This is a genomic window from Firmicutes bacterium HGW-Firmicutes-1 (assembly GCA_002841625.1).
Classification (GTDB): Bacteria; Bacillota; Clostridia; order Lachnospirales; family Vallitaleaceae; genus HGW-1.
The window spans coordinates 1-26,040 of the sequence record PHAG01000008.1 but is presented as its reverse complement, the minus strand read 5'-3'; the positions used below and the strand labels follow the sequence as shown (position 1 = coordinate 26,040).

The window sequence follows — 26,040 nt, the reverse complement described above, 5'->3', positions numbered from 1 at the left end:
AGTTAATAAATATACTTGATTCAAAGGGTATATTTATCAACTAGTAGCCTTATTTATATCTTTTCTCGCTCACAAATGATTGTTTCTCTTTCTACCTTCTTACCCGTAAAACCATTCCATTACTTGCTCCCTGCAAATCCCTTGTTGAAATTTTCAGCAAAGCATTTTCAGAACCTCCACCTGTATATACAAATTCTTTTTCCATCACCCTAGGATCAATAATATAGGTAGCCTCAAAACCAAAAGAGGGTACTCCTCCACATAAATAACCTGTTTTATCACGGATCTCTTCTTCAGTTGCTACTCTAACCCCATCAACATTTAATACCTTAGCAACCCTTGAGGTACTTACCCTGTCTTCACCCTTCACAGTTACTAAAATCAAATTATCTTTAACATCGATTAGACAAATATTTTTGACAATTTCGTCTTCAGGAACTCCTAGTGCAAGCGCTGCTTCTGCTACAGAATGACAAGATTCTTGAAATATCAATTGTTCAGCCTCAATGTTGCTCTGTTCTATATAATTTCTTAATTTTTCTTCGTAAGGGTTCATTTCCTTCTCCTAGGTTATATTTTAAATCGATGTACTTCTTTATTCAAACTAGTAGAGATATTAACCACTTCATTCATAGAACTAGTTATTTCTTTTACAGTACTTCTTTGCCTTCTTAAACTATCCTCAATGCTACTTGCACTCTCATTTGTTGTCAATGCAATATCTTGAATGGAATTAAGATTCTTTTCAATACCACTCTTCATACTAGCCAGTACATTAATTTCTTGTTGACTGTTTTCAATCGCTTCACTAATTACTTCTATTAATTCAAATACCTGGTCTAGCTCTTGGCTACTAGCTTGGAATAAATCAATCGTATGTTCATACTCAACATCCATATTGTCTTTTTCGTCTTTAATATTTCCGATTTCCTTTTGGACTTCTGTTAGTAGTCCTCCAATTTTTGAAGTGGATTGAGCAGATTGCTCTGCCAATTTTCTAATCTCATCTGCTACTACAGAAAAGCCCTTGCCTGATTCCCCTGCTCTAGCTGCTTCTATAGCTGCATTTAAAGCCAAAAGGTTTGTTTGTTCAGATATTTGCATTACAATCTTTAGTATATCTCCAATATTACTAGATACATTCATAAGCCTAGTAACAGCAGTACTGGTCTTTTCACTTGCAGTACTCAGTTTACTTATGGTTTCTTTTTCGTTCGTAATATTTTCTTTGTTCTTACTAATCATCTTAGTAGCTGTGGCAAGGTGGCTCTTACATCCCTCCATAGTACCCTTAACTTCATTTATAGAATCTAATAATTCGTTAATATGTAAATTGCTATCATCCAAATTATCTTTCGTATTATGCGCATCCTGAGCTAATTTCTGGCTCTGCCCTAGCATAATATTTGTATCAGAATCAAAATGATTGATTTTATCATTGATACGATCAATACTCTTATTTAAAATAATTGTATCTTTATTAATATTGCTAATGACCCCGTTCAAAAACTCTAATAATGCATTGGTGCTTTTAGCTAAATTACCAAGTTCATCATTGGATAGTACCTCCAGACGCTGCGTTAAATCTCCATTGCTTGTCGAAAGGTCATGCACCTTTTTATTAATTACTAGAAGTGGCTTGGTCATTTTATCAAAAACAAAATATATTACAACTAGCACAACTAATAAAATGATGAATCCAAATGCAAGTATTTTTATAGTTAGTTCTCGTAAATTTGATATGATCTCACTTGCCTCTATATCTGCACCAACAATTGCAACTATATCTCCATTGCTATCAATGATAGGGGCATAGGCTGATAAAAACGTTCCATATCCATCTGTATAGAATTCCTCTTCTACACTTATTGTCCCATCTATTGTTTTTTTCAATGCTTCAGTACTCTCAGTTAAAGGCATATATATCTCACCAACTTGAGTATCACTTTCTGGATCACTATCTATTACAAACAAAATAGAATCATCGACTATTTTCATTGTGTAAATAAATTCTAACTCATTTTGTTCAACCACCTTGGATAAATTATTAAAGATATCCATATAGGCTTCCGTCTTTTCTTTGCCTTGAAAAATTTCTTCATGCGTTTGAGTGTCGATGTTTTGAGCAACTGTCGAAACGATTGCTTGTAGTTTCCCCTGAATTGAATCAAAATATTGTTCCCTCGTAACATTATAAAAGTATGTAGAAATAATTAATACAGTCAAAAATACCAATACCTCAACTATGATTATGTTTTTTAGCTTAATACTCATTCTTATCCTCCTGATGTCTTTTTTATGAAAATTTTTAGTTACTAGTGCAAAGCTGTTCCTATTCAAAGATGATCCCGTGCAAAAAAAGTCAATATATAAGATTAATTATACACTTTTTCTCTTGAGAAATAAAGATATTTATGATTTTGATAATGGTTAATAATTGAAGAAATAACACTTTTGCTATAGTATTAAAATTGATTAAAATTAATATAATATAATTTATGTAAAGGAGTATTTGGATGAAAAAAATAATAATCTACTTCCTATTTATTATTCTATACCTTTTAGTTACCTTTTTTGGTCTAGGTCCTGTTTTAATGGCTGATGGTACCAATATGGAAAGACTTTACACCCTGATGATTGTATTAATGTTCTACGGAATTATTACTTTCGCCCTAATATGGCTCAAAAAAATTTTTCACGAATAAAAAACAAAACCTCCTAAAGAGGCTACAAAATGTTGACAATTTACTTGATCTTATCGAAACAGAGATAAAAGCATTTTTTCTTCTAGATTCATACTAAGGAAGTAAGTGTTCATTTTTCGCCTGACCGGCCGAAGGGTAAGGCCAGAAAAATGAACACTTACTTCCAATAATGAATACACTTATCAGAAAAAATGCTTTTATCGACAACCTGAAGTCAGCTATATGTTTATTTATTTCTCATCTTAAGAAACAACACAATTCTTACCTTGATTCTTCCCTTTATATAATCGCTGATCCGCAATATTTATTAAGTCAGAAAAACTCATATTTTCATAAAACTCACATATCCCAAAGGTCATCGTAATTCTTATTTCTTCTCTTTGGTATAATATCGTATGATTTGATAACCTCTCTCTAATTTTCTCAACAACAGCTTCACCCTCAGAAATAGTAGTCTTAGGGAGTAGTATTAGAAATTCCTCGCCACCCCATCGACTTATCAAGTCATCTTTCCTTAAATTTTTTAAAAAAAAGGCTGCTACGGCACTTAAAACGATGTCACCACACTCATGTCCATACTTATCATTTAAACTCTTAAAGTCATCGATGTCCGACATAACCAGCACAAATGATTCATTGTTTTTTTGATAGTCCCTAATTCTTTCTTCAATTACCTTCATGATATATCTCCGGTTAAGTATTCCAGTTAAAACATCCGTATTTGCATCTACTCCTAAAACTACGTTTTCTTTTCGCAAAGCATACTCAACCTTTCCAACTGAATGACTATATAAATATGCCATAAAGGTGAATACGGAAAAAGAACAAATAATATTAAAGTAATTAAATAAAGCGCTATGCGTTACATTTAATGTATAAGGACCTGCTATCCCGTCTGTTAAATAGCTTAATAAAATATATGTAATCAGCAAAAAAACTGAAACCGCAATTTTCAAATGAATCTTTATTGTTGTTGCATAAAAAGAAAGTGAACCAATACACAAAATGTAGTAATGAAATCCCACACTCCACCCCAATAGCAATGTAGCTATGACCGAATGTACCACAACCTCAAACAAAGCTGTGAGTAATGCTAGATTGTGGTAAGCCTTTCGATTAATGAATACACAAAAGCTATAGATGAATATGCTAACATAATTAATTCTAGCCAAAATATGAATATCCAATAGATGAAATATAATCGCAAAGGATAAGTGTAGCAAAAGCCCAAGTGCTGATGCCATGAATATAATTGTATATGCACGATATTGATCTTCTTTTACATCATTTGTATAAAATAATTTTTTAATCTCTTTAACCTGCATAATACCACCTCAAGTTATTCTACATATAGTAGCAATTATATATATATAATTATACACTTAAGCTCTTCATAAATAAAGTTTTTTATATATTCCTATCACATTGTATTTCTTTCATTATAACCTTCTATCGGTCTTGCACATTCCATTAAAGTAACTTTTGATTATTCAATAATTGGAATAAAACCTGTGTGCCATGATCTTCCTTTCCATCACTTGCAATCAGATCATATAAACTTTTTGATAACTCTAATCCCGGTGCACTAAACCCCATTTCCTTTGCTTCAGTCAATGCTATACTCATATCTTTAATAAAATGCTTAACATAAAACCCTGGTGCAAAGTCACCCTTAATCATTCTCGGAGCCAAATTACTCAATGACCAGCTACCCGCCGCACCAGCTCCGATACTTTTCAAAACAATTTCCGGATCAAGTCCAGCTTTTTTTGCATATACCATTGCTTCACATACACCTATCATATTTGATGCAATCGCTATTTGATTGCACATTTTTGTATGTTGTCCCGCTCCTGCTTCTCCCTGCCATACAATATTTTTACCCATACATTCAAATATAGTTTTCATTTCCTCAAATACCTTTAAATCTCCACCTACCATAATTGCTAGAGTAGCGTTTTTAGCACCAATATCACCACCGGAAACAGGAGCATCTAATGCATGCAGACCTTTGGTCTTAGCTATTTCATGAATTTGTTTTGCCAAAGAAGGCTTGGAGGTCGTCATGTCAATCATTGTACTTCCCGGCTTTGCACATTGAATAATTCCATTTTCACTCAAATATATCTCTTCGACATCCTTTGGGTATCCTACCATTGTAATAATGACATCTGCTTCCCTAGCAACCTCACCAACAGTGTCCTTCCATATGGCGCCCATTTCTAGTAAATCCTCAGCTCTTGCTTTCGTTCTATTATATACAATCAAGTTATAGCCGTTCTCTATTAAATGTAACGCCATGCTTCTACCCATTACGCCTGTTCCAATAAACCCAATCATCATCAAATAATACCTCCATCACAGTAATGTTCTTTGGTTAAAGTATATAGCAAATCATAACTTAAGGCAACAAAAGCCTCAGAATTCGTTGCTTCCTTCAGTATAATAGTGTATATTGGCTATATATTGAAAGGCAATTTTATTAAGAATAATGTAAGATTTATATAAAGGGTTTTGTAAATATTACTTGCTATTATAGTACAAAAGGCAGGTGATACTAGAACAAAGCGCTTGTCAGCGCGTTACGTAATAATTTATGCTATCTAACACTTTGTTCTATGCTTCGTGGAAAGTAGAACTTTCCTACTGGACAAGAAAATCGGCTATGACGTGCTAAAATCAGTGTTAGCTATCTGCCGCTTTTCCAATTGATTATGTGGAACGTTCATAATCAATGAATAAAAACAATGGAGGTTCTTTAAATGAATTCACTAAATATCCTAGTATGTGACGATGAAATTGCAATTGTAGATGCTCTTGAAATCTACCTTAAGCAAGAAAATTATGGAGTAATAAAAGCTTATACTGGTACACAGGCTCTAAAGGCATTATCAGAAAACGAAATCCATTTGATCATATTGGATATTATGATGCCCGAGTTAGACGGACTAACAACAACTCTTAAAATAAGAGAAACTCAAAATATACCAATCATTCTTTTGTCAGCAAAATCTGAGGATACAGATAAGATAATAGGGCTTAACTTCGGAGCAGATGATTATGTTACCAAACCCTTCAATCCTTTAGAGCTCCTTGCAAGAGTGAAGTCTCAAATGCGTCGCTATACTGCACTCGGAAGTATCGCTCAAAAAGCAAATGTATTAAAAACTGGTGCACTTGAGCTCGATCAAGACACCAAAGAACTGCACTTAGATTCCGAAACGATTAAACTTACTGCTACTGAATATGGCATTGTTAAGCTTCTCATGGAAAATTTAGGGAAAGTTTTTTCTATTAATCAAATTTATGAACGGGTCTGGAATGAACCCTCTTTTTCTGCTGAAAATACCGTTGCTGTACACATAAGACGTATTAGAGAAAAGATAGAAATTAATTCCAAGGATCCGAAATACTTAAAGGTGGTGTGGGGCATTGGATACAAAATTGAAAAATATTAAATATGCGTTAGGTTCAAAAATAATAGCTACTGTTTTAGCTTTGATTTGTTTTATTGGGGCTACTGGAAGCGGTATTTATTTATTGTATCATCATGAAGAAGTCATTACTAAAAGTTACCTTGAAACCTCCAACTTTCAACGTGAATTCACAGATCTTTTACATAATATTATTGAATTAAAAACTGTGCTCATTGATGAAGAAACCATCAAAGCATCAAACAATGAATTATATATGATTCAAGATAATTTGAAGCGCTTAAAGACTATTGAAAATAATATCTCTGGTACCAAAAACTTCTTCTTTTTAATTCAAAATACGAAAACCAATGATCAAATGACAAATGTAACGGCCCCAGATAAAGTAAAATTCATTCAAAATATGCCAATGAGCGTTTATTTTAATGAACTCGAATCAAATTATACCACTACAAAAAACTATAGATATCAATATTATTTTGATTTTAATTCTATGCTAGCTCAAACAAATTATGAAATATATGCATCTATTCAAGAACCACTACAACCTGGAGATATATTTTATGATTCCTATGTGACCTATAACAAAATTAAAGATAATATTAAAAATATTATGATCATTGGTATTGTTTCATTTGTTACTTTACTTGGTTTAATGATTTATCTCTTTTGTGTTGCAGGAAGAAGAGAAAAGGGTGGACATATTCACTTAATCTTTATTGATAAAATATATACCGATATGCATTCTTTGTTGGTTCTATTAGCCGCAATTATCTCAGTTGGTTTTGTAGGTCAATTTTCATATTATGGTGATGATCTTGAACTCATTATAATCACATCAATGGTGCTCTCAATTGATTTTATGATTGGCCTAAGTTACTTACTTTCAATGATAAGACAAATTAAAAACAAGCAGTTAATAACGAATTCCTTATTTTATGTTATATTAAAAGCATTCAGAAACTTTATTAAAATGTGCTTTAACGGCAAGGTATTCAAGGTATGGCTCATGCTCTTACTTTTAGCCTATGGCGGTATAAATAGTATTGTATTTGCTTTGTCAATTTTAGGTGGCTATACATCATTTTTCTTTGGTACAATTTTCTTAATTGGTTTTAATACTGTTGTTTTAATATTTTTAGGCAAGTCACTTGTTTCCCTATCCAAAATAATGGAAGCAACAAAAGAGATATCAAAAGGCAACTTAGACTACAAAATAGATTCTTCTAAAATATCCGTTGCATTCTCAAGCTTTGCGGAAGACGTTCAAAGTTTACAGATTGGACTTAAAAAAGCAGTTATAGAGGCCGTTAAAGGTGAGCGAATGAAAACAGATCTTATTACAAATGTTTCTCATGATTTAAAAACTCCTTTGACCTCTATTATCACATATGTAGACCTTCTGAAAAAAGAAGAATTAAAAAATGAGATAGCCAATGGATATGTAGAAATACTAGAAGAAAAATCAAATAGATTAAAAAATCTGGTCGAAGATTTGGTTGAAGCGAGCAAAGCATCAAGTGGAAATCTTATAGTTACTGCTGAAAAAGTAGATTTACATGAGCTGATGTTACAAGCATGTGGTGAATATGAAGAACTAATTAAAGCTTCTGAATTAGATATTCGAATAAATTCAGATCTTTCTACCCTTGTAAGTGCGGATGGGAAGTATATGTGGCGAATCGTCGAAAATTTAATGTCAAATGTAATAAAGTACTCGCTTAAGAGTTCCAGAGTATATATTGATATCATTCAAACGGCTACACACGGTCAGTTAACAGTAAAAAACATTTCGGCTATGCCCCTTGATATTTCCCCTGAACAATTGACAGAAAGGTTTGTGCGTGGTGAAGTATCAAGAACTACTGAAGGCTCTGGCTTAGGGCTATCTATAGCTCAAAGCTTAACTACCCTTCAAGGTGGTACGTTTAAGATAGAGATTGATGGGGATTTATATAAAGCGATTGTTGCATTACCATTGTGGCATCCGCAATTAACAGATATTGAAGTGGAAAATAAAGAGTAATTTTAGTTCATTTCTTACTGATTTAAGCTATCGACAAAACAGTTATTTCTATTATATATTCAATATTAGAAGAAAAACTCTTGGGTTGTTTGCACATAGGTGTCAACATTGTTCCTAGGGAGTTTTCTTTTTTTTAGGTTAAATTCTTGGCAGTCAATCTACAAAACCTCTGCATTCGCTACGGTTTCGTAACCAAATGCAAGCTTAAATCACAATACTCTTGTATGTTTTCTTATAATTTAGTATTATAAATGAATATAACCCTATGAAATAGATACAGATATCAAAGGAGTTGACTAAATGTCTGATAAGAGAATTCATTCTGGAGTACCTGCACTTGATGAGATCATTGATCATATTTGGCTAGGAGATAATGTAGTTTGGAAGGTAGATAGTTTAGAAGATTATATGCAATATGCTCGTGCGTTTGCTTCAAATGCAAGAAAAGAAGGCAGAAAAATTCTATATATTAGATTTGCTTCACATCCTCCGATTATTGAAGATACAGAAGGTGTTGAGGTATATATATTAGATTCTTCGTTGGGGTTTCAGCATTTTTCTTTTGAGATTTATAACATTATAACTGAGGCTGGTTTAGGAGCCTATTACATTTTTGATTCACTTTCATCACTACAACAAACCTGGGCAACCGATTTGATGATTGGCAATTTTTTTGCTGTTACTTGCCCCTATTTATTTTTGTTAGATACTGTTGCTTATTTCTGTATCATGCGTAAGCACCATGATTGGGCTACAGTTTCTAGAATATTAGATACAACACAAATTATGATAGATTTAAATACGTCCGATGATGGCCAAGTAGTACAACCAAAAAAGGTTTGGAATAGAGATTCACCTACTATGTTCATGCCTCATATTTGGTCGGATAATAAGTTAATTCCTCAAACAGATGGATTGCATCATATATTACGTCTTCCATATCCTATCATTCATAAACTAGATTATTGGGAACAGCTATTTATTAAAGCAGAATCACTTAGATGGTCTAGTCCTGATAAAGAAGAAATAGATAGAATGATACATAGACTATGTACCCTTTTACTTGGAAAAGACGAAAAAATATTAGCTCTTGCTAAAAATCATTTTACTTTAGATGACTTATTGGGTATTCGGAATCGCATGATTGGCACTGGATATATAGGTGGAAAATCAGTTGGAATGTTGCTTGCTAGGCGTATCTTATGCGGTCATACCAAGGGTGAGAAAGCAGCTGCACATTTACAAAAAGATTCTTTATACATTGGTTCTGATGTATGGCAGTCCTTCTTAATCCATAATGGCTTATGGCTATTACATATGCAACAACGTTCAACAGAAGGTTACTTTACCGTTGCCAAGGAACTACATGCAAAAATACTTGCAGGTAGCTTTCCAAGTATTATTATGAGTCAATTTGAGCAAGCTTTAGATGCTTTAGGAAGAACTCCAATTATAGTTCGCTCTAGTAGCTTACTTGAGGATGGATATGGCAATGCATTTGCTGGCAAATACCATAGTGTATTTTGCGCAAATCAAGGCGATACACAAGAACGTATGGAATCCTTCATTAGTGCAATTCGCAACGTATATGCTAGTACTGTTGAATTACCTGCATTAATATATCGCAAGAAACGAGGACTGAATAATCTTGGAGAACAAATGTCTGTATTGGTTCAAAGGGTGTCGGGCTCTTATCATGGAAATTACTTCTATCCATTGGTTGCTGGCGTAGGTCTATCCTATAGCTCTTATGTATGGCATTTAAATATGAATCCTGAGGCTGGTATGATTCGAATCGTAATGGGGCTTGGCACAAGAGCAGTTGATCGAACTGATGGTGACTATACGAGCATTGTTTCTTTAGATATGCCTAATACCTTACCAACTGATCACCATGGTGAAAACAATTCCCAATGTTATATGGATGTATTGGATATTGAAAACAATACCTCCTGTACGATATCAGTTCAAGAAGCGATTGATAATCTAACAGAAGTAGAGACCAATTGGATTATAAGCCGCGATTTAGCTGCCGAAAAAAGAGCACGAGACATTGGCATGAATCATTTAAAGGTGATAAGAACTGATTTCAAACAATTATTCGAAACCACTGATTTTCTAAATAAAATGAGAGACTCTCTAGCACTCCTCGAAAAAGTTTATGAATGCCCTGTAGATGTAGAGTTTACAATGAATAAATCAAAAGATAATATCATTATTGATTTTGTCCAATGTAGGCCTTTGCAAACCTTCAAAGCAGGAAGTACTATCAAATTACCTGAAAACCTTCCTGATCATTATAAATTATTCTCACTTAATGGTGGCTTTGTAGGCGGTGGCGAAGCTAGAGTAATCAAAACAGTAGTTTACGTAATACCTGAACAATATATTTTATTATCAGAACAAGATCGCCATGAAGTTGCCAGAACAATTGGAAAGCTTAATGCTGTCTTTGATGAGTCTGATGATATTATGCTCGTTGTACCAGGAAGATGTGGCTCGACTATGGCTTCACTCGGAGTTCCTGTAATGTTTGCAGAAATTAATAAATTTACTGCAATCTGTGAAGAATCATATCCAAAAGGAGGAATGATTCCAGAACTTTCTTTCGGAAGTCATTTCTTCCAAGATTTGGTTGAAAGCAATATTTTCTATGCTTCTTTCTTCCCAGAAATGTCGAACTCCTTTAATAAAGATTTATTACTTTCACATCCTAATCAGCTGTCCACACTAATTTCAGGCAAAGTACTGGATTATGCGATTCACGTTGCAACCTTTGATAGAGAAATGCTTTTAATGTCCGATATGCCTTCACAAAAAGCCATGTGCGTTTTTGTAAATCCATAGTTCTACTTCAAAGTGAATTACAAGAAAATCGGCTGCGCAGCGTTAAATATCTTTGTTATTTATACGCCGAGTTAAAATCCTCGTTACCTATCTGTTTTTCAATTGCATATACAGAACCTTCTTAATGAATAAAAAAATGTTTCGACTGCAACTGCAATCGAAACATTTTTAAAATGTATAGTTATTTTATAACCACTTATTATTTAGCGTCTACCTTAGCCATGTATGCAATAAGGTCGATTACTTTGTTTGAATAACCCCATTCGTTATCATACCAAGAAACTACTTTAACGAAGTTATCGTTTAAGCTAATACCCGCGTTAGCATCAAAGATTGAAGTTCTAGGGTCTGTAATGAAGTCGCTTGATACAACTGCATCTTCAGTATATCCTAAGATACCTTTGAATTCATTTTCAGAAGCTTTTTTCATAACCGCTTTGATTTCAGCATAAGTAGCTGGTTTTTCTAAACGGCAAGTTAAGTCAACAACTGAAACGTTGATTGTTGGTACACGGAAAGCCATACCAGTTAATTTACCTGCTAATTCAGGAATTACTTTACCAACTGCTTTTGCTGCGCCTGTTGATGAAGGGATGATGTTAGCTGCTGCTGCACGTCCGCCTCTCCAGTCTTTTTTTGATGGGCCATCAACTGTTTTTTGAGTAGCAGTTGTAGCATGAACAGTAGTCATTAAGCCTTCTACGATACCAAAGTTATCGTTAAGTACTTTTGCAATTGGTGCTAAACAGTTTGTTGTACAAGATGCATTAGAAACAACCACCATATCTTTAGTGTATTTTTCTTGGTTAACACCCATAACAAACATTGGTGCATCAGCAGATGGTGCACTAATTACAACTTTTTTAGCTCCACCCTTTAAATGTGCGGAAGCGCTTTCAGTTGTTGTGAATACGCCTGTTGATTCAACTACATATTCAGCTCCACATGAAGCCCAATTAATTTCATCCGCTTTCATTGAAGCAAATACAGAAACATCCTTGCCATTAACAACAAGTTTGTCTCCACTAATAGAAATTTCACCTTTAAATTGTCCATGTACAGAATCATACTTTAACATGTATACCATGTATTCAAGGTCGATGAAAGGATCATTAATCCCTACCACTTCTACCTCTGCGTTGTCAATTGCTGCACGAAATACAAGACGTCCAATACGTCCAAAACCATTAATACCTACTTTTACTGCCATTTTTTTTCCTCCTAGAAATATTTTTTCACTAACTGAATTGGGTTTAGCTTCTATAAAGAAACTATTTTATTTATTACAATAAGAAAACCTAAGCCTTCTTATTAAGAATAAGTATGTTAAAATATCCCAATTTTAGTTTATATCATAATATTGTCATTGTCAATTATGAAATACAATTAGCAATGAATGGTAAATCTATTACACTGTTAATTTTATCACAAATTAATAAAACAGTAAATAGTTTTCGCAGAACATTCTTATTACAATTAAACAAGTCTAATAATTGCTCTCTCTTCATATACAAGTTTATTTTTCTCATTCTTACTTTCAAATAAAGCAATTTTATTTACTTCAATATTAAAGTTCGTAATTTCTATATCACTTAGCCGCTCTTTGGTTTCAACCTGTCTGGCTAAGGTAATATGTGGCGTGAAGTTTTCATGTCTTAACAAATAACTTCTATTTACCATTTGTTGAATATTATTATTCATGGCAATAAGTGCTTTACTCTCTTTAATTCCTATATATGGCATTGCCTTGTTCGCCTTGGTAAATTCACCTATTCCTTTCGTAACGATTTGAAAGGCATTAAAGCCCCCGACCGCACTTTCAAGTAAATCACAATAATCATCAAATTCTTTTGGGTCGATATCACCTAAAAATTTTAGTGTTATGTGAAAATTAGCTAACGGCACAAACTTACCTCTACTTGTATACTTCTTAACTTCACTTTGAATACCATAAATCTTATTCTTAGTTTCATCATCAAAAACTATTCCATAGAATGCTCTCATTTTAGTTCTCCTTTATATATAAAACCACCCCATTTAGGGTGGTTGATATGCTTGATTAAAGGGATACGTCTATTGTTTTTCTAACAATCCAGAATCTACAATCATCCGAAAAGCACTGCACTTCTTCTGATTCCTCAATGATCTCTGGTCTATATAAGTCCTCGACAATTTCAAAACCAGTTGCGCTTAAACAATTCACTATTTCTTCTCTACTTGGAACATGCATATACATTTGCCTATCAAAACTTTTATATAGTAGATCTCCAAACTCAGGAAGCCTTGGATCTTGCTTTCCTTTGCTCCATAATTCCATTTCTTCTTTCCAATACCTTTGAACATTTACGTCCTTAGTCTTCAGATCATGCGTAGTAAAAATAAATATGGCACCTAACTTAAGGATTCTATTTATTTCTTTAAATGCCTTCATTCTGTTTTCCAACCAAGGTATTTGCATTAATCCATTATACGCAAAAATAGCCCCATCAAATATCTTATCTCCTAAGTCTAGCTTAGTAGCATCTCCAAGTCTAAATTCAATGGTAGCATTCCTTATATTATTAATGCGAATTGCTTCCTTAAGCATTTCTTTTGATACATCAACCCCAATAAGGCTATTATATCCAAAATTGTGAAGTCCAAACGTAACTCTGCCTGTTCCGCATCCAATATCAAGGATTCTATCTTCTTTATTAAAATATTTTTCGAATATAATTTTTTCAGATTCCCATAACTCTATTTCCATAGCAGCAATACTATATTCCCTTAACGAATCCTTACTCGCAAAGGCATGTCTAACAAATTCTGCGTTAATTTTCTGCATTAGCTCTTATTTTCCTTAATAGCAATATTTAATTCGATTAACAAATCTCCATCGAAGGTTATTGGTATGCAAATCATTTTTGCGTCACCTACGTTCATTGTCAACGTATTACTTAAAAATATTGTTGGAGGTGTTATATCTAAGGTTATCCCTTTGTTAAAAAACATTGTAACAGCATTTCCCATAGTCATATTCATTAGCTCACCTAGGGCACTCCTTGCAATATCATTTAATTCATTTACTGGCATTCCCATCATCATTTTTGAAGCAACCATACAGGCAACTTTTTCATTCATGCTTAATATAACTTGTCCATGAAGCTGACCTGTAATGCCAATCATTACTATGAAAATCCTCTCATCGTATACTGCCTGTGTCAAATATGGATTCCCTGTGCTTATATCCAAACCACACGCTTCCTTTAATACATATGTTGCAGCACTCACTACCGGATTTAAATATTCAACGTTCATAGTATCACCTCTTTTGTAAAATTAACTGACTTTATTTCTACCTTCATTTTTTGATTGATAGAGCTTGTCGTCAGTTTTTTGAATCAAGTCCTTCATACTATCAGATTCACTATAACATGCTACGCCAATACTAACTGTTATCAATACAGTCATATCTTCTAAGAACACTGGTGAACTTTCAATTATTTTCCGCAATTTTTCTGCAATTCCCTTAGCAACTTCAAGGTTGGTATCAGATAGAATAATTGCAAATTCATCACCACCATATCGAAAGCACCCATCAATAGAACGTGTATGTTTAATCATAATATCTGCAATATGCTTAATTGCTAAATCCCCTACTAAGTGACCATATGTATCATTTATACTTTTAAAATTGTCAATATCTAAAAATGCTACAGAAAAACTATTGGTATTTCCTTTTTGCTTCTGTCTTATATATAAATCGAAGGTCTTTTTTAGTTCCTCGTAAAAATGTCTATGATTATAAAGTCCTGAAAGACTGTCAATAACCGATAATTCTTCTAGCTTCCTATTCACTTTAACAAGTTTCTGATTTACTTTAGCCAATTCTTCTTCTGCTCTTTTCAGCGGTGTTATGTCCCTAGAAGTTCCCCACGTACCGATGATCTTTCCATCATAGTCGAATAAAGGATGCTTTGATGCTGAAAGCCATGTGGTGGTACCATCAGGCTTTTCCCACTTTTCAACCCTTCCAATCAACGGTTCCCCCGAAAAAATAATGTTTTGTTCATCTTCATATGCTTGACGAGCAAATGAGTCTGGAAAAAAATCAAAATCACTTTTCCCTACAATATCTAACGGATTTTCAAAACCGAATTGCATAGCGTGAGCTTTACTACTTAAAAGAAAAATTGATTTGATGTCTTTGAAATAAATAGTATCATGAGAATTGTTCATAATAGTATTTATAATAAGGCCTTCATCAAGACTTGATTTTGTATTATCATAACGCTTTTTAGAATCATCCATAACAATCCTCCTAAATAATATGACATACTTTGTTACTATATAATATCACAGAATATATGCACTTATCAAGTTATTAGATTCTTTGCTAAATTATCTTAATATTTTACGTACAAATGCAACTGTAAAATATGACATCAAAAATAACCCAGTAAAACCTTCCAAACCAGATAGAATCATAGCATAAATATTCCCAGGGTTAACATCACCGTATCCAATTGTAAAAAGCGTAGCTACACTATGATATAGCGCATTTGAATACAAGTCCAGTAACGGATTATTTAAGGCTTTTGCATATCCTTTATCACCATTTAATTGAATAAACGGCAATGTATATAAGATAGTAAAGATAATCGCTGTCATGAACATTGAACTAAGTATTCTAAAAGGATTTGTAGCATAGTTTCCTACAAAGTCAAGTACAAACCATTTAAATGGATATACAATACGTCTATTTATAATTATAATTTTTTTATATTTATGGTTAAATAAGTCCTCTCCATTAAGTTCAGACATACTCATGCATCTTTTATACTCAACATAGGAATAATCTTCATCGTCATAGTGTCCTATTTTATGAAAATTCTCTTTTAGCAAGCGAAACTGATCAGCTTTTTCACGATAAGTTGTCGAAATTCCTTGCGAATAAATTGCTTTTTTCACATCATTTGTGCCCCAATCAATGTAAATCTGACCAAGGTTTTTTGTATTGATCAAATTGAGACAATCTATGTTAACCTTTTTTTTGCTCGTAGCAATTAAATCAAAAGTTTTTTCAATAATACAATTCTCAACTACTAACTCATGACATTGTTCTAGGCTCATTTCTGCATGTTCAATAAATAACGAGTTTAGAAAAATCAGCTTATCAATTATGCTTTCTGAGAAATAAATACTTCGACTCTTAAACCGGACAGATTTGAACAATATATACCCATCTATTAGGTTTATATTGCTCATATTAAACTTTCCAATGCCTAGCTTCGCATATTTAAAATGAACAATACATTTTTCAAATTTACAAAAACTATAATCTACATTTCCATTTCCAAAAACAGCGTCACTAAAAGTAACTTTTCCTGCTCCAAAGCTAGAGCCAAAAAACATAACATCACCATTATTAAACTGGGCATTTCTAAAGGAAATTTGTCCTTTTCCAAAATTAACACCTGAAAAATCTACGCCCCCTACTCCAAATGTTGTAAAATCAAAATCAACATCACCATCGCCAAAAATAGCACCACTAAAATTCAAGTGTGCATTGATTAAGCTACTGCACTTAAAATTAACATCTCCATTACCGAAATCAGTGCTGAAGAAATTTATGATTTTACCATTAAACTTAGTTGATGTAAATATTTTCTCACCTGTACCAAATTTTATACCACTAAGCTGTACTGTATCCGACAAAAAAACCGTCTTATGAAAATCTATTGTACCATTCCCGAAACAAGAATGAGCCAAACTAAAGCCGCCTTTACCAAAAGTTACACCACTAAAGTTAACATCTCCATCAAAAAAACACTTTTCTGCATGAAAGCTATGTACCGTTTTATTATCATCCCATTCATATATATCATGATTATCCTGTATAGAAAAATCCTTAAAGTATAACTCTTTAAGTTGAAAGGAAGGAGATGCCATTTTTAGATCTCTTAATGCATGATTGTCTAAATATCCATATTCTTTTATTTCCGTTTGTAGACCTTTATCATCAAAAAAGGTTATTATAACTGTTTCTTGTGTTTTAACACCGTTTTTCAACTCGAAAGGAATAGGTTCAAAGGCTACGCTATACTTCATTCTTGACCTCCCTCCTATGATATATCTTATAAACTATTCTACCATAATAATTGAAAAGGAAGAAGATATATTTATTTTTATTGGTATTCTATTCGAGATAAAATTTTCTTTCAAGACATATTCCATTCTTTTTCGCGGTCTTTCTAGCATTGTTATTTAAAAATACTGCTAATGGACGATAAAGAAGTTTAGGTATTTTTAAAGTAATCAATGCTTGAGCCTTTTGGGAAATTGGTTTGTTTTGGTGAATACTATCTAATGCACACTTGAATGCAGCTGTTATTGTTTCTCCTTTTTTACCTAAATTTTCTAGCAATGCACCATTTAATATTGCACCACCACCATATGCTAGTCCACCGAGCCAATTCATTTTTGTTTCTTCGGCAAAAAATTTACATACATCTAATAAAGGCTCACATCTTGTAATATCAGGAAACCCACATTGACCTATTGCAAACAGCCCTTTTGTATTAAGCTCATCTTTACAATCTTTCAACATTTCTTCTAAAAACCATATATCTGGATAAGGAAGCGTATCTACATAGAGTGGTGCGATGAGCGCTAATGTATCATACTCAGGAATAATAGTTTTCAAATTATGAATGCTTTCTTTACCATCAAAATAGTCGTAAACATGAATGATTTCTGCGTTATTACCTTCTTTTTCAATGAGCATCTTAATTGTTCTTGCAAAACTATACGAGGTTCCTGTTTTTCTTGGACTTCCATTTATTAAAAGATATTTAAGCATTCATCCCAACCCCCTCTAGAATATAATCAATTCGAGTTTTTATTGAAAGTCCGTCCTCTGTTGGTTTGAAAATGAGAGCCTTTTGTGATACCCTCATGTTTAAAGCGTTATTTTTCACTAGCTTTCTTAAGCTTTCTTCCTGCACTAAGCTTTTATTTTCTGATAGTCCAATTACAAAAAGCCATTTAATCGTATTATAGCGTGATGGATGCAGCAAATGTCCCTTTCTAACAATATAAAGTGGTAATCCCAGCAACATAAATCGATCAATAATTTTTTTAAGCTCCGAGGAATATCCTCCAAATCTGATTGGAGTAAGGAAAATGAGCATCGTGCTTTTAGCTACAGCACTCATAATAATTTCAATATCATCTTTGATACTACATTTTCCCGGGGTAACGAGTCCACAGACACCACAAGATCTACAAGGTTTGATATCCATATCCATTAACTTAAAATAAGAATAATCCGTATTGTTATCCTCTAAAGATCTCATTAATGGATTTGACAATGGGTTTTTTTGTTCCATACCATCAAGTACTACTATCTTCATTTTAATTCCTCCCCTTTGTTATGAAACATATTTGTTATCCATCCTTGTTTTTCTGTTGTCAACGTTGGATCTATTTTTCCAGTTCGTTCCGTTATTTTATGAATACCAACTGCCAATGTGTTTATTTCCATTTCATTTAAGTCTTTAAATAGTTCCTCCAAAAATTCGTTGTCTTTTCCTTGTCTTCCTTCAAAATATTCATAACATGCTGGAGTTAATTTTAATCTAATTGCTCTACTGTCCTTTGTATCCTTTTCAATGCATATAAGTCCTTTCTTTTCTAACTTTAACGCTATTTGCTTAGCATTCTGATGTGAGCTTCCCATTAATGATGCTACTTGGCTAAGTGTGGGATAATGATCTTTAAATTGGCCAACCATAACTAGTAGAAACCACTGTTTTGTGGTTATCTCATCTAGAAAATTGTCTCCTAGAACCTGAAGTTTATTTGCTAGAATAAACAAACTCCCAAAAATGAATTTGATTTTATCTAATTTATCTGTTTGATCCATGTGATACACCTCTCAACTATGTAATGTATTACCTATATATGTAATATATTACATATATAGGTAATTGTCAATAGATAAATAAAAACCCAATAACTTTTGTTATAGGGTTTTATCATAAATTCATATTCATTTATTATACCACTGCATTATCACTCAAACCAACACTGTCATTAAAGTTGAAGTTGCTGCCATGTACCTTTCCAGTTCCAGCAATAATTGCAGACTTTCTAGCCCAAACATCTTTAACAAACCTATCGTTTGAAGATATTGCAACTGCAGCTGCTGTGTAATATAACTTTTTAAGTTCAGGGTCTGTTTCGCCTTTTAATCGTTCATTTAAGTCTTTGATAACCACTTTTTGATTTCTACTTAGGGATTCATTGTTATAATTAGTCAGCTTATTACTCTTGCCGGCTAAAGCATCTTGAATTAATGTTTTTGCTGATGATTTAATGGAACCATTTTGAACCGCAATGTCAAAGGCTAACGCATAACCACGAACAGTCTTAACACCAAAATCTGAATTGTTAATAATATTAGATGCCGTATTCAAATATGGTTTTGCGTGCTTATCTTCTATTTGAATGAATTTAGTATTTTTAATTAAAGAATTAAAAGCTGATTTCCAAGGTTCTACGATGCGATTCTTATGATCGTTTAGTGATCTTGCAAAAGTAAGTTGCTCAGACTTACTTTTACCAAGAACATTACGAAGTGCATCTGCCATAGTCATCTTCGTTTTATTTCCATTCTTATCCTTTATATAGACAGTATCCTTAAATATTTCATTAAATTCAGCTTGTGTTGCTGATGAGTTCGCCATTTCCTTTAAAAGAGGTTGCAACGTACCAGATCCCATGTTCCATTGAAGATATCCAACAGACATCCCTTGTCCATCAAAGTTTCCAGTAACCTCTCCACCCTCGTATAACGATGTGATTCTTTTTGCAATTCCCTTTGCTTTATCCAATAAGGTGTTTCCTGTAACTGGTAATGATCCATAAGCTTTCTTCAAATTATTCATTTTCTTAGAGGCGTTCGTATTCATAGCATCACTAGTATCAGGTATTTGACTATCCCCAATACTAACTAGCGAATTCCTTAGCTCTAATGCATTTAAAGTAATTGGATTCAAAGATGAATTATCCATTATGCTTGTCCAATCAATATTTCCAGAGGGATTATAACTCTCGAATATATTTCCATCTTGTCCTTCTCTATTGGATAAGAATTGCTCATGGATCGATGTTGTACTTGAATTATAACGCTCTCGGGCTAATGGTGCCATAGGTATGTAATGTTCTCTAGAATATGGTGTGTTAGGAACATATCGTTCTCTGGGTGAGGCATCCTTATGATCGTTTTCTATTGTTGGTAAGGAAAATTTATTTGAAGCATTTGATAACGCTGATATACTAGTTTTGGATAAGTTTGTCAGGGACTTTGCCCTCAAAGAAGCTATTAATGATGATGATGATGACAATGCCATAATTATTATCTCCTTTTTCACCTAATTCTAGTTATGAATGCCCTTTTAATGGCCTATCAACACAGTTACTCTCTTTCATTATTATACTGTTCCCCTGAGAATATGTCAAATGGGAACGACAGGGGTATATCTAGTTGAAGTAGGCAATTGTTTCACTGAGTAGCTTGCAAATCTTTTACTCCTCGTACTACTTGGAGTTCAATTTGTTCCCTTTCTTCTATCACATCAATTTTATTGCTACAATAATGGTTAACCATCCTATTATTTTCATCATAGATTACGTAACAATTTCCTGTTGTTTCTTTGGCTTTTTTCTTGATTCCACCTATGTATTCACCAAATTTTTCTACGCACTGAAAACCTTGTAGTCCTCCCGAATACACACCAATTGATGCAGACGTAATATCAAATTCTTTAAGACTTTTGTTTCTATCATATGCGTATATTTTCCCTTTTATTAAGTCATCTTGACTAAAAAATTGTTTTATAGATTGGTCAAATTCATCTAATATACGAATCAGCGCTTCGTTCAGATTGTCTAGATTATTCTGAATAATAAACACAAAATCATCTCCACCAATGTGTCCAATAAAACTATCAAAAGGAAAATAATTTTGAACATGTTTTTCAATAATTCTAGCTGTCATTTTAATAATTTTATCCCCATTTTCGAAGCCATAGGTATCATTATAGACTTTAAAATTATCTAAATCCAAGTAACAAATAGCTACTTTTTTATTTAAAGAAATGTTTTTCGAAATAATACTGTTGATGATTTTATTACCTGGTAGTAAAGTAAGAGGGTTTAGATGTCTTGCATAATTGGTTTCAATATTGGTAATTTGTTGCAATAAATTTCTTACAGAAACAATCCCGTAATACTCACCATTTTGTGTGACAATAATATTGTCATATACTTTGTCAACTTCTCTTAATGTTACGATTTCTGATACTCTTTTAATCGGTATATTATAATCTACAATAATTGGATAATGATCCATTAGAAGAAGGACTTGTCGTTTAGCATAAATAGAATATCCATATTGCGTAGCCATTTTAGCATCTAAATCCGTTTTCATGATCAATCCAATAGGTTCTTTATATTCATTAACTATCGCTACCCCCTCACATTGTTTCTTATACATATATTCTTTAATCATATAACACAAATCATAAGAATGCTTGGAATGACCAGTTTCTGCAATTGCACCAATTTTACAAGTATAAATATCATATGCAGTAAGTTTGTCCCTTTTATAAACAGTATCTAAAATCAAATCCTTAATATCATCCATTTTTTTTATTATTTTTGCATTGGGACGCGCAATAAAATAACCTTGTCCATAATGAACACCTAGTCGAATAATGGTTTCAAGCTCTTCCTTTGTCTCAATACCCTCTGCTATCGTACGCATACCCGTCATTGAAGCAAACTTAACCAATGCTGTTAATAATGATTGCTTAAAAGAGTCTTTATCTATACCTCTAATTAAATCCATGTCTATTTTGATATATTCCGGTTTCGTGTTGTTAATTCTTGCTAGCCCCGAATATCCACTTCCAACATCGTCAATAGCAATTTTGTAACCCTGTTTTTTATAGTTATCTATTAAATCAATGTACTTTCCATAATCAGCTATTGCAGTACGTTCTGTAATTTCCAATACAATGTTGTTCTCGCTCAAGCCATTTTGTTCTAATAATGCCTTGGTATGTCCCATTTTATAATGAATATCTTTTAATATATCTGGCTCTATATTAATGAATAATTGCATGTTTTTATTTAATTCTTTTGCACCTGAAATAGCCTTTTCTCTACTAAGCATTTCCAATTCAAAGATTCGATTGTTCTCTTTTGCAACTTCAATTAATTCAAGTGGGGACCTAATAAATGAATCTTCAGGACCTCTCATTAAAGCCTCATATCCTAAAATGTCGCCATTTTGCAAGGAAATAATCGGTTGATAAACAATAGTTATACTTTTATTTTTCAATATCAAGTCAAATTCTTCAACTCGGTTAATGATAAACACTTCCTTTTCATTTAATATGACCATCATATCATGGACATATTAAGATAAAGAAAGTTTCGTGTAAAGTCATTGTAAAACAAATGTAGCTACCTTATTTTGCATCATAATAATCTACGTATAAATAGGTACCTAATTACATGATTTTTTCAGTGAAATTACAATCGTAAATCTCATCAATATCTTCTACATTTAAAGGCTTACTAAATAGGTAGCCTTGAATGTAATCGCAGCCTCCAACACGTAACCGTTTATATTGTTCTAAGTATTCTATCCCTTCTGCAATAACTTCCAAATTCAAACTATGAGCAAGTGATATAATACTATCCATAACTTTAATGTTCTCAATTTCTAAGAATCTATCATTTAAAGATTTGTCAAGCTTAATTTTGTCTACTGGAACAAAGGTTAAGTAGCTAATAGATGAATATCCTGTACCAAAATCATCTAACGCTATTTGCATTCCAAGATTCTTTATGTTATGTAAAAACTCCATAATTTCATCTGTTTTTTCTACCAAGATACTTTCAGTAATTTCAAGTTCTAAATAAATTGGGGATATGTCGAACTCTTGCAAAGTTTCTTGTAAGAACCCAATGAAATCCTCATCATTTAACTGTTTGGCAGAAAAATTTATTGCAACTGGCTTTTGCTCAAAGCCAGTTTCCCTCCATTTGGCTAATTGAATAATTGCTTGCCTTGTTACCCATCTTCCAATTTCAATAATCATCCCTGTTTCCTCTGCAACTGGTATAAAAATTCCTGGAGATATATTATGATTCTTAAGCCGCAAAAGAGCTTCGAATGCTATGATCTTACCAGTAGTTGTACTTATTTGTGGTTGATATACAAGTTTAAAGCCTTCACTCTTAATGGCCTCTCTTAGAATTTTCTCTATCTCTGTATGTTTTCTCAGGTCTTCAGTCATGCTTTTGTCAAAAAACATATAATTATTCTTTCCTAAATGTTTTACCTTGTACATAGACATATCAGCATTCATAATCAACTGATTCATATCGCTACTATCAACTGGATATGTTGTAATTCCCAAGCTACAGCTAAGATATACCTCATCATTTTCAACTAATAATTTGCTTTTAAATAGACCAATGATTTTTTTTGCGTATTCCTCAATTTTATAGTAATCCTCTTCACCGGTAATTAGAATAAGAAATTCATCACCACCAAATCTAGATACAAATATTTTATCATTGGCTATATCCATAAGCATTTGTGATACTTTTTTCAAGACCATATCTCCAAATACATGCCCTAACATATCATTGATTCCTTTGAAATTATCAAGGTCAAGAAGCATAACAGCACCTGGTATCTTATTACTCATTTCGCTAAGTAGCTTTGACATAAAGCTTCTTCTATTTGGGAGACCTGTTAAGGCGTCATGATAAGCTAGAAATTCAATATATTCTTCCTGTTCTTTTAGCTTCTGAATATCTAGGAAAATACCACTGATATAGCTAGTTTTTCCATTTGCATCACTGATTCCTTTACCATGAAATAAAAGCCACTTTAACTTATCATTTTTGCTTCTAATTCTTATTTGACTATAAATCTCGTCTATTTCACCATTTCTAATTTTTTCATAATCCTTTATCAATTGCTTTTTATCTTCTAATTCCACATATTCTTCAAAAAATATTGTTACAGTCTCCTTTTCTTCAAATGGCACCTCTATGATATTTTTAAATTCTTGGGAAATATAAATGGTCTCATCTTCTAAATTAATTTCCCATACCGCACTATTCGTACCATTAATTGCAATTTCATATTTCTGCTTGAGGCTTTCTAGCTTCTGTGCATAGCTTTGTATTTCATCATATCGAACTCTTAATTCTTCTTCAGTACTTGATAGTTGATCATATGCAACAGATATTTCTTTGTTATAGGCTTTTAGTTCCTCTTTGTTCTCCTTAAGCTGATAGAAATAAGTATGTGTTTTATCTAATATTTTATTAATAGATAAGTCCAGTCCTAAAAAGGTATCGTTATTCCTTATTGGAAGTCTATATTCTATATTGTTTTCGATATCTATCTCATGAATATTTTTATCTAGCCTAATAACTGGCTTAATTACATTTCTATTTTGAACCCATAAAAATGTTAATATCATAAATAGAGTAATCATCAATGAATTTATAAAAATAGTGTTGATAGAAGTATATACACCTTCCATGGAAAGACCAATTACTAGTATACCCATGGTTTGATCTTTATTGGTTACTGGAACAGCAATCTCTAAAACGTTTGAGTCTAATTCATGAACAAATAATTCTTTCGTGGAGATTTTTCCATTCAATGCCTCTTTAAACTCATTGTTGTTGTGATATTTTCCAATACCTTCTTTGTTTGAATCAGCAACTGCAACTAAGCTTTGATCTATATACATAGCATATGCTATACTATTTTCATCTGACAAATCTTCAACAATTCTTTGATAGCTAAACCTTTCTGTTAAGGTATTTACATGATCAGCTAGAATACCTACTTGAACAAAGCTACCATCATCTGCTTTAATGGATCCATATTTAAGGAGAATTCCAAACTCAGCATCCGGTCGGATTTCTTCCATCAATTCTTTATCATCATTAAGAATAAAATCGTATAGGGGATGTCCGTTAAAAGGTTCCCAGCCCATATATTCATTAATAGTTGTGTATATAATTCTGCCTTTTTCATTCATCCAGTGAAGTTCATCAATGCTCAGTGCTTCCTGCAATTGTTGTAAATATTCATTACTTAAATTTTGCCTATTTTCAATTACCGCATTGCCTGCTATTCTAATTTTTTCTTCTAGCATATCATTGATTACTTCTAAGGAGCTTGCATTAACTGCGATTTGTCTTGTCGCTAGTTTCGAAAGACTTACTCCATCTTCTTTCATTTGTTCTAATAGCATATTTTTGCTTACATTATAGCTTATTATACTGACACTCAAAATTGATATCATAGTAATGATTAATGGTATTATAATAAGCCTATATTTGTTTACAATGTTATCTTTTGTTACATGTTTAGTCATACTCATTGGAGGTCTCCTTTAGAACATATATTATGTCGTATTCTGTCATATAAACTTTAGTTCAGAATAGTCTATATTTAAGCATATTGCAATACAAATATAGGAAAAGCCAACATTTACCCGATTACCCTGGTATCTAATCTCGCTTTTACTTATTTCAACATTAAAAAAGGCTATGAAATAATTTGGGGAATTATTCTTCATAGCCTTTTTCGTTTTATTATTCTACCAATGGATTGTAAAACAATTTTGCGGCAACAAAACGTAGTTTTTTTATTCATTTATTGAATAACCCATTTAGTAGTAATAATCCATATAAAAAAACCAAAATCTACTCATGTTTAGAGTAAATCTTGGCTTACATATGACTGGTTAATAACCCTTCAATTAGTCTTCCAACATTATTAAATTTATAATGTTTTGAAATAGTGATAGAGAAAAACTTAAGTTTAATTATATTTTACACACTTATATATTTTAACCCTTACCTATTCAAATAACAAACAATGTTAGTGAATCATCTTGGTCAAGCCCTCGACCTATTAGTACTAATCAGCTGAACA

19 protein-coding genes and 1 pseudogene are annotated in these 26,040 nt (G+C 32.6%); 4 read left to right on the top strand and 16 right to left on the bottom strand.

All coding sequences use genetic code 11. The annotated features are described in order from the left end of the window. Window positions 1-91: 91 nt before the first annotated feature. Together CVU84_09815 and CVU84_09810 are read right to left on the bottom strand one after the other, a co-directional pair. The gene (locus tag CVU84_09815) at window positions 92-523 is read right to left on the bottom strand and encodes a hypothetical protein (GenBank protein ID PKM94589.1); all 432 of its coding nucleotides are present in this window, start codon (window positions 521-523) and stop codon (window positions 92-94) included. Window positions 524-570: 47 nt separating this feature from the next. Further along, on the bottom strand, window positions 571-2,274 hold the full coding sequence (locus tag CVU84_09810) for a hypothetical protein (protein PKM94360.1): 1,704 nt from the start codon (window positions 2,272-2,274) through the stop codon (window positions 571-573). Window positions 2,275-2,516: 242 nt separating this feature from the next. Between CVU84_09810 and CVU84_09805 the strand changes: the two genes are divergently transcribed. Further along, window positions 2,517-2,705 carry a hypothetical protein gene (locus CVU84_09805; protein PKM94359.1) on the top strand — a complete coding sequence of 63 codons (189 nt, stop codon included), beginning with the start codon at window positions 2,517-2,519 and terminating at the stop codon, window positions 2,703-2,705. Window positions 2,706-2,947: 242 nt separating this feature from the next. On the opposite strand, the gene CVU84_09800 is transcribed toward CVU84_09805, so the two are convergent. Both CVU84_09800 and CVU84_09795 read right to left on the bottom strand, forming a co-directional pair. Further along, entirely contained in the window at window positions 2,948-4,030 is a 1,083-nt protein-coding gene (locus CVU84_09800; GenBank protein PKM94358.1) for a hypothetical protein, read from the bottom strand. A gap of 145 nt (window positions 4,031-4,175) precedes the next feature. Further along, window positions 4,176-5,048 (bottom strand): oxidoreductase, encoded by an 873-nt coding sequence (locus CVU84_09795; protein ID PKM94357.1) that lies wholly within the window; start codon window positions 5,046-5,048, stop codon window positions 4,176-4,178. A gap of 419 nt (window positions 5,049-5,467) precedes the next feature. On the opposite strand from CVU84_09795, the gene CVU84_09790 reads away from it, so the two are divergent. The 3 genes from CVU84_09790 (at window position 5,468) to CVU84_09780 (ending at window position 11,012) form a co-directional block, all read left to right on the top strand. Beyond that, window positions 5,468-6,163 (top strand): DNA-binding response regulator, encoded by a 696-nt coding sequence (locus tag CVU84_09790; GenBank protein ID PKM94356.1) that lies wholly within the window; start codon window positions 5,468-5,470, stop codon window positions 6,161-6,163. After that, a complete protein-coding gene (locus CVU84_09785; protein PKM94355.1) occupies window positions 6,138-8,165 on the top strand; it encodes a sensor histidine kinase in 2,028 nt (675 codons plus the stop codon). The genes CVU84_09790 and CVU84_09785 overlap by 26 nt, the downstream gene beginning before the upstream one ends. Before the next feature lie 300 nt (window positions 8,166-8,465). After that, window positions 8,466-11,012 (top strand): hypothetical protein, encoded by a 2,547-nt coding sequence (locus CVU84_09780; protein ID PKM94354.1) that lies wholly within the window; start codon window positions 8,466-8,468, stop codon window positions 11,010-11,012. Between the two features lie 199 nt (window positions 11,013-11,211). Here CVU84_09780 and gap read toward each other — a convergent pair whose 3' ends face one another. The 12 genes and pseudogenes from gap to CVU84_09720 all read right to left on the bottom strand — a co-directional run bounded on the left by gap (window position 11,212) and on the right by CVU84_09720 (window position 25,483). After that, entirely contained in the window at window positions 11,212-12,222 is a 1,011-nt protein-coding gene (gap, locus tag CVU84_09775) for a type I glyceraldehyde-3-phosphate dehydrogenase (GenBank protein ID PKM94353.1), read from the bottom strand. Between the two features lie 266 nt (window positions 12,223-12,488). Next, complete coding sequence (locus CVU84_09770) at window positions 12,489-13,016, bottom strand: RNA 2',3'-cyclic phosphodiesterase (protein ID PKM94352.1); 528 nt, start codon at window positions 13,014-13,016, stop codon at window positions 12,489-12,491. Window positions 13,017-13,071: 55 nt separating this feature from the next. Next, on the bottom strand, window positions 13,072-13,836 hold the full coding sequence (locus CVU84_09765; GenBank protein PKM94351.1) for a class I SAM-dependent methyltransferase: 765 nt from the start codon (window positions 13,834-13,836) through the stop codon (window positions 13,072-13,074). After that, complete coding sequence (locus CVU84_09760) at window positions 13,836-14,309, bottom strand: chemotaxis protein CheX (GenBank protein PKM94350.1); 474 nt, start codon at window positions 14,307-14,309, stop codon at window positions 13,836-13,838. The genes CVU84_09765 and CVU84_09760 overlap by 1 nt, the downstream gene beginning before the upstream one ends. Window positions 14,310-14,330: 21 nt before the next feature. Continuing rightward, complete coding sequence (locus tag CVU84_09755; GenBank protein ID PKM94349.1) at window positions 14,331-15,302, bottom strand: hypothetical protein; 972 nt, start codon at window positions 15,300-15,302, stop codon at window positions 14,331-14,333. A gap of 90 nt (window positions 15,303-15,392) precedes the next feature. Continuing rightward, a complete protein-coding gene (locus tag CVU84_09750; GenBank protein ID PKM94348.1) occupies window positions 15,393-17,102 on the bottom strand; it encodes a hypothetical protein in 1,710 nt (569 codons plus the stop codon). Between the two features lie 88 nt (window positions 17,103-17,190). After that, window positions 17,191-17,853, bottom strand: coding sequence for a hypothetical protein (locus tag CVU84_09745; GenBank protein ID PKM94347.1), 663 nt, complete (start codon window positions 17,851-17,853; stop codon window positions 17,191-17,193). Next, window positions 17,846-18,406, bottom strand: coding sequence for a hypothetical protein (locus tag CVU84_09740; GenBank protein ID PKM94346.1), 561 nt, complete (start codon window positions 18,404-18,406; stop codon window positions 17,846-17,848). The genes CVU84_09745 and CVU84_09740 overlap by 8 nt, the downstream gene beginning before the upstream one ends. 86 nt (window positions 18,407-18,492) lie before the next feature. Further along, window positions 18,493-18,918 (bottom strand): annotated as a pseudogene (locus CVU84_09735) (MarR family transcriptional regulator). A gap of 133 nt (window positions 18,919-19,051) precedes the next feature. Then, window positions 19,052-20,407 carry a hypothetical protein gene (locus CVU84_09730; protein PKM94345.1) on the bottom strand — a complete coding sequence of 452 codons (1,356 nt, stop codon included), beginning with the start codon at window positions 20,405-20,407 and terminating at the stop codon, window positions 19,052-19,054. 152 nt (window positions 20,408-20,559) lie between these two features. Beyond that, window positions 20,560-22,467, bottom strand: a complete 1,908-nt coding sequence (locus tag CVU84_09725) for a histidine kinase (protein PKM94344.1) — start codon at window positions 22,465-22,467, stop codon at window positions 20,560-20,562. Between the two features lie 106 nt (window positions 22,468-22,573). Beyond that, window positions 22,574-25,483 carry a hypothetical protein gene (locus CVU84_09720; protein PKM94343.1) on the bottom strand — a complete coding sequence of 970 codons (2,910 nt, stop codon included), beginning with the start codon at window positions 25,481-25,483 and terminating at the stop codon, window positions 22,574-22,576. Window positions 25,484-26,040: the final 557 nt, after the last annotated feature.